The sequence below is a fragment of the Mesorhizobium sp. M0239 genome (assembly GCF_040321815.1).
Lineage (GTDB): Bacteria > Pseudomonadota > Alphaproteobacteria > Rhizobiales > Rhizobiaceae > Mesorhizobium.
Genome location: NZ_JAMYSG010000022.1, coordinates 117,034 through 126,528, shown reverse-complemented (window position 1 = coordinate 126,528; position 9,495 = coordinate 117,034). Strand labels below are relative to the sequence as shown.

8 protein-coding genes and 4 pseudogenes are annotated in these 9,495 nt (G+C 55.6%); 10 read left to right on the top strand and 2 right to left on the bottom strand.

The window, feature by feature from the left end:
• Nucleotides 1–506, top strand: a pseudogene (locus tag NKI99_RS22885) (IS4 family transposase); the annotation flags it as partial.
• Between the two features lie 269 nt (nucleotides 507–775).
• Nucleotides 776–1,264, top strand: a complete 489-nt coding sequence (locus NKI99_RS22880) for an Lrp/AsnC family transcriptional regulator (protein ID WP_352612081.1) — start codon at nucleotides 776–778, stop codon at nucleotides 1,262–1,264.
• A gap of 84 nt (nucleotides 1,265–1,348) precedes the next feature.
• Here NKI99_RS22880 and NKI99_RS22875 read toward each other — a convergent pair.
• Nucleotides 1,349–2,037, bottom strand: a pseudogene (locus NKI99_RS22875) (IS6 family transposase).
• 352 nt (nucleotides 2,038–2,389) lie between these two features.
• Between NKI99_RS22875 and NKI99_RS22870 the strand changes: the two are divergent.
• Genes NKI99_RS22870 through NKI99_RS22860 form a run of 3 tightly spaced genes read left to right on the top strand, consistent with a single transcriptional unit; the run spans nucleotide 2,390 to nucleotide 4,864 of the window.
• Nucleotides 2,390–3,394: an L-histidine N(alpha)-methyltransferase gene (locus NKI99_RS22870; RefSeq protein ID WP_352612079.1), complete on the top strand. Its 1,005-nt coding sequence runs from the start codon at nucleotides 2,390–2,392 to the stop codon at nucleotides 3,392–3,394.
• 43 nt (nucleotides 3,395–3,437) lie between these two features.
• A complete protein-coding gene (locus tag NKI99_RS22865; RefSeq protein WP_352612077.1) occupies nucleotides 3,438–3,728 on the top strand; it encodes an aminotransferase class III-fold pyridoxal phosphate-dependent enzyme in 291 nt (96 codons plus the stop codon).
• Nucleotides 3,647–4,864, top strand: coding sequence for a diaminobutyrate--2-oxoglutarate transaminase (locus tag NKI99_RS22860; RefSeq protein ID WP_352612092.1), 1,218 nt, complete (start codon nucleotides 3,647–3,649; stop codon nucleotides 4,862–4,864). The genes NKI99_RS22865 and NKI99_RS22860 overlap by 82 nt, the downstream gene beginning before the upstream one ends.
• 152 nt (nucleotides 4,865–5,016) lie before the next feature.
• Here the strand turns inward: NKI99_RS22860 and NKI99_RS22855 are convergent.
• Nucleotides 5,017–5,472: pseudogene (locus NKI99_RS22855) on the bottom strand (DDE-type integrase/transposase/recombinase); the annotation flags it as partial.
• Between NKI99_RS22855 and NKI99_RS22850 the strand changes: the two are divergent.
• The 5 genes and pseudogenes from NKI99_RS22850 to NKI99_RS22830 form a co-directional block, all read left to right on the top strand.
• A pseudogene (locus NKI99_RS22850) lies at nucleotides 5,465–5,566 on the top strand (Lrp/AsnC family transcriptional regulator); the annotation flags it as partial. The pseudogenes NKI99_RS22855 and NKI99_RS22850 sit on opposite strands and share 8 nt — an antisense overlap.
• A 165-nt stretch (nucleotides 5,567–5,731) precedes the next feature.
• Nucleotides 5,732–7,138: an aminotransferase gene (locus NKI99_RS22845; protein WP_352612075.1), complete on the top strand. Its 1,407-nt coding sequence runs from the start codon at nucleotides 5,732–5,734 to the stop codon at nucleotides 7,136–7,138.
• A gap of 538 nt (nucleotides 7,139–7,676) precedes the next feature.
• A complete protein-coding gene (locus tag NKI99_RS22840; protein ID WP_352612073.1) occupies nucleotides 7,677–8,405 on the top strand; it encodes a LuxR family transcriptional regulator in 729 nt (242 codons plus the stop codon).
• 91 nt (nucleotides 8,406–8,496) lie between these two features.
• A complete protein-coding gene (locus tag NKI99_RS22835; RefSeq protein ID WP_352612071.1) occupies nucleotides 8,497–9,123 on the top strand; it encodes an acyl-homoserine-lactone synthase in 627 nt (208 codons plus the stop codon).
• Nucleotides 9,124–9,157: 34 nt separating this feature from the next.
• On the top strand, nucleotides 9,158–9,415 hold the full coding sequence (locus NKI99_RS22830) for a transcriptional regulator domain-containing protein (protein WP_352612069.1): 258 nt from the start codon (nucleotides 9,158–9,160) through the stop codon (nucleotides 9,413–9,415).
• The last annotated feature ends 80 nt before the right edge of the window (nucleotides 9,416–9,495 follow it).

Genomic DNA, 9,495 nt, shown 5'->3' with positions numbered 1-9,495 from the left:
CCCTCGAAGAGGATCCGCCGCCCGGCCGCGAGCCGATCGACTGGAAGCTGGTGACCAACTTGCCGGTCGACGATCTCTCCGCAGCAGTCGAGAAGCTGGGCTGGTACGCCCTGCGCTGGAAGGCGGAGGTGTCCCTTAAGGTCATGAAGTCCGGCTGCCGTGCCGAGGAGGCGAGGCTCGAGACCGCAGAGAGGCTGGCGAAGTTCCTCGCTCTCATCGCGGTGGTCAGCTGGCGCATATTCTTCGTCACTATGTCGGCGCGCGCCAAGCCAGACGCCGCGCCCGACAGCGTTCTCACCTTCGCCGAGATCACTGCGCTCGACCGGATCGACGCGTCCCGAACGCGACCACGCCTCCAACGGCCCACGCTCGCCGCTTACCTGCTGCAAATCGCCATGCTTGGCGGCTATCTCGCCCGCAAACATGATCCGCCTCCCGGCAACATGGTCGTCTGGCGCGGCATGATCCGCTTGCACGACATCGCCTTCGGCATCTCCATTGGATAAGCCGACGATGTGGGTAATCGAAAGATTCCGCGGATGGGTACGATGGTTCACATGACGCGGAAACAACAAGCGAGGTTCGCCACCAACCCGAATCCGTCCGGCGGAGCAGTTCGAATTCCTCGCTGCATGACCCCACCGCCTTCTGGAGCTTCTTCGACCTGACGGAAATTGCAACGGAACCATTTTTACTCCCCGTCCATCCCGGGCAATCCGCGAGCAAGATCGACATCACGTTGCGTCAGGCATCACGGTCGAATACAGATGGCGAGATGAGCAAGCTCGATCGCATCGACTACCGGATTCTTGATGTGCTCCAGGAAAACGGGAGACTTCCAGTTAAAAGCCTCGCCGACTTGGTCGGTATCTCTGTTTCGCCCTGTTGGCAGCGGGTGAAGAATCTTGAGAAAGCCGGAGTAATTCGCCGCTACACGGCGGAAATAGCTATTGAAAAGCTACAGAATATTCAAATCGTTTTAGCTCACGTAATTCTTTTCCGGCATAATCGAGGCGCATACAAGGATTTTGAGCGACTTGCGCAGAGTATTCCGGAAATAATCGAGTGCTATGAAGTAGCTGGCCCATTTGACTACCATATGAAGTTGGTCATTGCCGGCATGGATAGGTACAATGGTATCTTGGAGAAATTTCTCTCTCCCGAGCTTCATGTCGAAAAGTACTACACGTACGTTGTAACTCGAGCTGCCAAAGACGGACGGACACTTCGTGTGCGTGATGTCGTTTCGTCAGTTTCGAGGTAGTCAGGCCAATCGTGAGCGCCTCGCCAATCGGTTAGTTTCGTTGCAATTTCCGTCAGGTCGAAGAAGCTCCAGAAGGCGGTGGGCTCATGCAGCGAGGAATTCGAACTGCTCCGCCGGACGGATTCGGGTTGATGGCGAACCTCGCCTGTTGTTTCATGTGAACCATCTCGATGCCGGACAGAACGGAGTTAGCTCTAGCAGGTAACTTGAAGCCGAGCCATTGGTCGGATCCGACGTTTGATCCTCCGAGATCCTGCTCGATGCAATTGTTCAGGTACTGGCTTTAAAGGATGCGGATCGGCGGCAGCTTGCGTCTGGAGCGATCCGACAATCGATGGCTGGCATCGCAGGAAAACAATCGCCTCTCGATTGGTCTGACTTCCGCCGATAACGAAATCTGGTCGACCATGCCGCTCGAGTGCCTTCCTGAAAAAAATGCTTGGCCGCCGGCGGATCCCGATGCTCGCTGAGACGGAATTCGACCAACACTATCAATGGCACGGTAGAGATATGTCCGTCGTCCGCGGACCTTGATGTGGGGTTCATCGATATGCCACCTTCCGGTGACAGCACGCTTGCGTCGGTTGAAGCGGTCCAGCAGCAAGGGTGAGTAGTGAACGACCCAGCGATGGATCGTCGAATGGTCGAATGATCGACACCGATGCCGCGCTCGGTCCATCATTTCTCGAACATCAGCAGGCTCACGCCACAGGCCAGACACCAACGAACCCAAAGACGATGACGGATTGGCCGAAATGGCGGCCTTTGAACATCAGCATCACTCTCCGGGAAACGGAGGTCAATGCCATCCCAGGCGTAACCGAAAAGTTTTGCAACAGAACCCGCCATTCCGGGGAAACACCGGGCAACCGACACCTACTGTCGGGTCTGTCGACTCCGCGACCCAAGTTTCGGCGTGGCTGCCTGCTTGCACTCCCGTTTAAGTCATTGAACTAACCTCAGAAAAGAATTTCTAACACTCTCCGTCACGATTGGCACGACTCTTGAAGCTCCTTCTTTCGTGAACGGCGGGAGCTGCCGACTGGTGTCGATGCCATTGGCAACGTGAAATGCACATGCCCTTACCTATCGCCAGTACACCTTTATTAAGTGGAGCTATCTCTAATGATGCAAAACGAACTCGGCACAGCCGAAGTGACCGCCGAATATAAATATAACATCATTGGCGCGGATGTTCCCGATGAGACATTATTCAAGGGAGACTTATTGGTTGCGTCCCTGTCGGGATCGCCACGCCACGTGAACTCCATATATTACTACGATGACACAGGGTCACTGTTATTTGAAAGGCTCTGTGGCGAGAAAACATATTACCTGTTCAGAACAGAAAGATGGATACTGACCGAGCTCGCAAAGACGATTGCCGGAATCACAGGTCCTGTCTCTCTTGTTGAGCTAGGATCTGGGAACGCCGAGAAAACAACTCTGTTGATTGATGCCTATGTGGGGACGCATGGCCTGACCTCTTACGCTGCCGTCGACATCAATCGCTCGATTTTGGAGAGAGCGGCTGAAAACATTCTCTCAGTGTCGTCGGAGTTGAACTTCTTAGGCATCGTCGGGACTTACCAAACCGGACTCGCAGAGATCAAAAGCCTCATTAGTCCAAAGCTTTTATTTTGCCTCGGCAGCACGATTGGGAACATGCATGACGACGAGTTGGATAGTCTCCTCCTATCGGCTCGCTCCGCCTTGTCGCCTGGCGATTATTTTTTGGTCGGGATAGATTTGGATAAAGAAACGGAAATTCTGGAGGCGGCATACAACAATCAAAGCGCTATTCTGACCAACTTATGTGTTCTGCAACATTTGAACTGGCGCTTCGGTGGAGATTTTGATCTATTCCAGTTTCGACATGTGGCATTTCATAATAAGTCGCTGCATCGCATGGAGAGCCACTTGGAGGCTATGCGTGATCAATTAATCAATCTCGACAAGCTGGAATTCTCCTTTCAACTCAAAAAAGGGGAGATGATTAGGACGGAGATCATGAGAAAAGTTGAGATAAATACCTTTAGTGAGATGTTCGGCCGGTACCGTTTTAAGCAACTAAAGTATTGGACAGATCTAGACCGGAGATACGCCGTAATTTTGTTTCAACTTTCGTGAGATTTTATGGAATTTGGCTCAGGACTTATTACGGAGACCTCGGATGAAGGAAGGCATTGAATCGGAAGTTCGGAGTTACTGTCGCTCCTACCCAGCAATGTTTACCGAAGCGAAGGGCAGTTATCTGATTGCCCAAAACGGTGACAAATACCTCGACTTTCTAGCCGGCTGCGGATCATTAAACTACGGACATAATGACCCGGTGATGCAGTCTGCCCTACAAGACTATATCGCTAGCGACGGCATCACTATATCGCTAGCGACGGCATCGCTCTCGGGCTCGACCTCCGAACAGGAGCCAAACAGGAGTTTATCGACACCTTCGAAGACTTGATTTTGCGCCCAAGATCGCTTGAATATCGCATTCAGTTCTCCGGTCCCACCGGTGCCAATGCTGTCGAGGCCACAGTCAAGCTCGCACGCAAGGTTACCGGTCGCACCAATATTATCGCCTTTACGAACGCTTTTCATGGCTGTTCGCTTGGTGCGCTAGCCCTCACGGGAAATTCTTACCACCGAAGAGCGTCAGCTTCCATGCTCCACGGTGTTCATCGTGCGATGTACGATGGCTATCTCGGCGCAAACTGCGATACGGCCGAATTGCTCCGGAAGCTGCTAAGGGATCCATCCGGCGGAATAGACAAACCGGCAGCAATCATCCTCGAGATGGTGCAGGGCGAAGGAGGGATCAATGTGCCGACGCGCCGCTGGGTCAAAAGCATCGAGCAGGTTGCCCGACACCATGGTGCGATCCTAATCGTCGACGAAATTCAAACAGGCTGTGGTCGCACAGGACCATTTTTCGCGTTCGAGGCCTTCGATATTCGTCCCGACATGGTGCTGTTGGCGAAGTCAATTTCGGGGTTCGGGTTGCCAATGTCTCTTGTCTTGCTGGCTCCCTACATCGATCTTTGGCGCCCTGGTGAACACAATGGAACGTTTCGCGGGAATAACCACGGGTTCGTCACTGCTACGGCTGCTCTTCGAGAGTATTGGCGCGATGAACACTTTGAGCATGAGATCGGTCGCAAGGGCAGAATTGCCAACAAGATCTTGTCTGAATTCGCCATCCCTTTCGGCTTCCACGTGAAAGGGAGAGGCTTGATGCTTGGGCTTGACGTCATCGACAGCAAGTTGGCTGCTCAGGTGAAAGCGGAAACCTACAAGCAGAAACTGATTGTTGAGCTATGCGGGCCATCCGACGAGGTGATAAAGATAATGCCACCGCTGACGGTCCCGGATGAAGAATTGGTCGCCGGAATCAATCTGCTTGTTTCCACCATCAGGACTGCTTTTTGCCCCGAACGAACGAACAAGTCTGTGGGCCGCAGCGGCGACAGTCAGATCCCGAAGGGGGGGTGCATAGCGCCTGCTCCTCGACAGAGTAGAGTTGTTCACCCCCCCTCTGGCGACTACAATGCCTACAGGAGCTTACAAACCGAATTACCGAGCGCCGTGCACCGATCTTGACGCAAAATTGATGCTATCGACCTGGTTGATCAGTTCGCTGTCGCCGGGCAACCGAAAAAAGATGTCCAAGCTCGCGGTGCGTAGCGGCGTTGTCGCGGGACGGTTTCGTTGCAATTTCCGTCAGGTCGAAGAAGCTCCAGAAGGCGGGGGGCTCATGCAGCGATGAATTCGAACTGCTCCGCCGGACGGATTCGGGTTGATGGCGAACCTCGCCTGTTGTTTCATTGGTCGGATCCGACGCTTGATCCTCCGAGATCCTGCTCGATGCAATTGTTCAGGTACTGGCTTTAAAGGATGCGGATCGGCGGCGGCTTGCGTCTGGAGCGATCCGACAATCGAGGCTGGCATCGCAGGAAACAATCGCCTCTCGATTGGTCTGACTTCCGCCGATAACGAAATCTGTCGACCATCCCGCTCGAGTGCCTTCCTGAAAAAAATGCTTGGCCGCCGGCGGATCCCGATGCTCGCTGAGACGGAATTCGACCAACACTATCAATGGCACGGTAGAGATATGTCCGTCGTCCGCGGACCTTGTGGGGTTCATCGATATGCCACCTTCCGGTGACAGCACGCTTGCGTCGGTTGAAGCGGTCCAGCAGCATGGAGGAATTGCTGCAGGCAGGCTTGGGTATCGAGCAAGTCGTGACAAAACCAGTGAAATCCAATTCACCGATCCCCTTGTCCGCACTACGACAACGGTAAACTCAAGAAGCCTTGGTTTCCACGGCGATTGGTGCCGATTCCGCGAATTCGTCGGCCAAAGACGTAAATTTCCGTGAAACTTAAGAGGTGTTTGCCGTTATGTTGATTGCTAAAGAGGCGGCTGACCGAGTGTTCCCAGCCGACTGGTGCGCGAGGAGAGGGACAATGCGTTTGAGCAATCTGGGAACCGAGCAACTGCGGAAGAAGGACCGAAGCTTCGTCTTTCATCCGTCCACGCACTTAGCCAAGCACAGTCGCGGCGAAACGCCAAACCGGATCATGGCCGGCGCACAAGGCGTCTACATCTGGGATACGGAAGGCCGAAAGAGCCTTGACGGTTTCGGCGGGCTCTACTGCGTCAATATGGGATATGGATGCACGGAGATTGCCGAGGCTATCGCCCGGCAAGCGCACGAGTTGCCGTTTGCCCATGTCTATGCGAGCCAAGGCACCGCGCCAGTCGCCCTCCTGGCAGAGGAGGTGGTCGAATATTTCGGACAGAACATGCGACGGGTCTACTTCGGCCTTTCCGGCTCCGACGCCAACGAAACCAACATCAAGCTGGTCTGGTACTACAACAACATCCTCGGCCGCCCAGAAAAGAAGAAGATCATCTCGCGGCATCGCGGATATCACGGATCCGGGCTGGTCACCGGCAGCCTGACAGGCCTTCCCTTCTTTCACGATTTCTTCGACCTGCCTCTGAATCTGGTGCGCCATACGACGGCGCCCCACCATTACCGCCAGGCGCAGGATGGCGAAAGCGAGGAAGCGTTCTCCAGGCGCTGTGCCAACGAACTTGAAGCTCTCATCCTCGCTGAAGGCTCGGAGACCGTTGCAGCTTTCATCGGAGAGCCGGTACTTGGGACCGGGGGCATCGTTCCACCCCCAAAGGGATACTGGACCGCAATTCAAGGGGTGCTTGATAAGTACGATATCCTTTTTATCGCCGATGAAGTAGTCTGCGGCTTCGCGCGAACCGGTGAAAAATTTGGTTCCCACCTCTATGGCATGCGCCCGGATTTCGTAACGATCGCCAAGGGCCTGAGTTCAGCCTACCTGCCTATCTCCGGGTCAATCATCGGCGACCGCGTCTGGTCGGTGTTGGAACAAGGAACGGAAAAGCACGGCCCACTCGGCCATGGCTGGACATATTCCGGTCACACGCTTTGCGCTGCCGCCGCGCTTGCCAACATTAAATTGCTAAAGGAAAGAAACATCCTGGAACATGTTCGGGACGTCGGACCCTATTGGCAAGCCCGCATGAAAGCCGAACTGGAAGGACATCCCATTGTCGGCGAGGTTCGCGGCATCGGCATTTTAGCCGCCGTGGAGCTGATGGGGGATCCGAAGGGCCGGGTGCCATTTGAACCCGGACTTCAGGTCGGCGTGCGGGTCGCCGCTGCTTTGTTTGAAAATCGCGTCATAGGCCGCGCCATGCCGCATGGGGATATTCTTGGCTTTGCCCCACCTCTGATCATTACCCGAAAAGAGATCGACATCATCGTCGATGCGACTGCGAAATCAGTCGATACGACCTATCGTGCGCTGAAGGTGGAAGGCGCGATATGATCTGGCGTGAGATGACGCCTTCAACTCGGATCGCCGGATATTCACGTGCGGCAGCCCTGTGGCATCATGAGCAGGGGGCGCAACAATCCGCTCCGTTTTAAGGCAACTTGCATGGAGGGTGTGCGAGCCGATGCCGAAATGCGACGCCAATCTCGAAAAACACAGTGCCGCCTTCGCGTCCGAAGACGCTCACGTGAGCTGCTGCAAGAATGTAGAGGCGACGCTCTGACAGACGACAGACCGCAATGTACCGTGAGGCTGAGCTCCTCCATGGAGCAGTCTCAAGCCGCACGCAAAAAAGACACCCCGACCGCAATGAAGTGCAAACCCAAGAGGACAACTGTCACCCTGCTAACAGATGGCGCTGGAATGAGGTCTCGACGTCGATAACAGCGCCGTCGAAGCACGTATCGCCCTCCCAAGGCGCACGGCCCGGCACGGAGCTCAGTCTCCGGCCGGGCCTTCAACCCAGAATGGCTCCGCATTCGCCCGCCCGTCTTGGCTCCTGGTGGGGGCCAGAACTCACTGCAGTTTAGCTATGCAAGACGCTTTTCATAGATTTGTAGGGCAGATCGCAGACAGCGCTGACGCGACTGACCTGCGCAACGCTCTGGGCGAGATTGCCTCTTCGCTCGATTTGCCGTCTTTCGCCTATCTTTTCCCTTCTTCTGGCAAGGGCCGCAAGGTGCGCCTGATTTCCACCTACCCTCAATCCTGGACATCTCATTACCTTCACAGTCGGTATGAAAAGATTGACCCGGTTATCCATCAGGCGCGTGGTGCTCAGGAACCATTCAACTGGGATGCGCACGGTGCTGATCTCGAACTATCGACGCAGCAGCGACAACTGATGGATGAGGCGACGCAATTTGGCATTCACTGCGGCTTCACGATCCCGATCCATGACAGCACCGGTACTTTTGCAGCACTGACCTTCGCCTCCGATGAAAGGCGACCACTGTTCTTCCGCCTGATTAACCGATATGACCGCGTGCTGCAGCTCATCGCGATCTTCTTCCATCTTCATGCCTGTCGCAAGCTGGCCGACGGCAGGATCGTGGATGGCGTCACCCTATCTCGAAGGGAAATCGAGTGTCTGAAGTGGGCCGCTCGCGGAAAGACGGCGTGGGAGATCGGCCGCATCCTGGGAATCAGTCGGCACACCGCAGCCTATCATCGGGATAACGCCAGGAAGAAGCTTGGCGTGAAGACGGCTATTCAGGCAGCTGTTCGGCTTGCACTATCCCGGCCATCTCTCTTCACCTGATCTCCGAAACCTGGGCACATACACAGGTTGTATCAACTCCGGCCTTTGCCTTCAATCGCAGGTGTTATCCATGCGAGGGAGAAAGGCCATCATGATGCAGTTGATCACGCCGGATTGCTACGCTGAGTTCAGCGACGAGCTCGAGCAGATGCACCGCTTGCGGTATCGCGTCTTCAGGGATCGACTTGATTGGGACGTTTCGTTCAGCGGCGGCTATGAGGTCGATCCGTTCGACGCGCTTCGTCCCCACTACCTGTTGCTGCGTGCGCCCACCGGGCGCATCGACGGTTGCGTGCGCCTGTTGCCGACCACCGGACCGACGATGTTGCGCGACAGCTTCTGCGCTCTCCTTGCAGACCGTTCGGCGCCGGAAGATCCGCGGGTTTGGGAAAGCAGCCGTTTTGCGCTTGATCTGCCGCCTTCCGCGCCGAAACAGGCGGGCATCGCTATTGGCACCTACGAGCTGTTTGCCGCGATGGTCGAGTTTGGGTTGTCACGTGGTCTGCGCAGCATCGTTACGGTAACGGATCTGCGCATAGAGCGGATCTTGCGTCGCGCCGGCTGGCCACTCGAACGGCTGTCCGATCCGCAAAGAATAGGCAACACGCGCGCCGTTGCCGGATATCTCGACGTCTCAACAGACAGCTTGGAAGCCCTCCATCGCAATGGCGGACTCAAGGGCCCGGTACTGTGGACACCGGTCATGAAGATCGCCTGAGCCTGGAATCCAACCCTTTCTTGGAAACGATGCAATGGACGAAATAATACCTGGCCCTGCCTGGCCGGACAGGCAAGATGATGATGACTATGGCTATGTCGAGCGGCTGACCAGCCGAGGCTGGGCCTGGGAATTCCTCCGGCGCAATCCGGACTTCCAGAAGGATCTGGCGAACGCGCTGCTCGGTGCCGAACGCACGAACCCCCGGTCCGTGGATATTATCAGCCTGCCGTCGAACACTGTTGATCTCTCGCGGTGGGGCCTTCTGTTTTGCAAGCTCGAAAGGAACTGATGCGAGCGTCTTTTGGTGCCCCTGGCAATGTCCGCATGTTTTACCGGTTGCTGCCGAAATGGCGGCGCGGCCGCGCGGGG

What these genes read in the sequence shown, in the direction of transcription:
- NKI99_RS22880 (WP_352612081.1), top strand. Translation starts at nt 776, where the DNA reads ATGAGCAAGCTCGATCGCATCGACTACCGGATTCTTGATGTGCTCCAG.
- NKI99_RS22870 (WP_352612079.1), top strand. Translation starts at nt 2,390, where the DNA reads ATGATGCAAAACGAACTCGGCACAGCCGAAGTGACCGCCGAATATAAA.
- NKI99_RS22865 (WP_352612077.1), top strand. Translation starts at nt 3,438, where the DNA reads ATGAAGGAAGGCATTGAATCGGAAGTTCGGAGTTACTGTCGCTCCTAC.
- NKI99_RS22845 (WP_352612075.1), top strand. Translation starts at nt 5,732, where the DNA reads ATGCGTTTGAGCAATCTGGGAACCGAGCAACTGCGGAAGAAGGACCGA.
- NKI99_RS22840 (WP_352612073.1), top strand. Translation starts at nt 7,677, where the DNA reads ATGCAAGACGCTTTTCATAGATTTGTAGGGCAGATCGCAGACAGCGCT.
- NKI99_RS22835 (WP_352612071.1), top strand. Translation starts at nt 8,497, where the DNA reads ATGATGCAGTTGATCACGCCGGATTGCTACGCTGAGTTCAGCGACGAG.
- NKI99_RS22830 (WP_352612069.1), top strand. Translation starts at nt 9,158, where the DNA reads ATGGACGAAATAATACCTGGCCCTGCCTGGCCGGACAGGCAAGATGAT.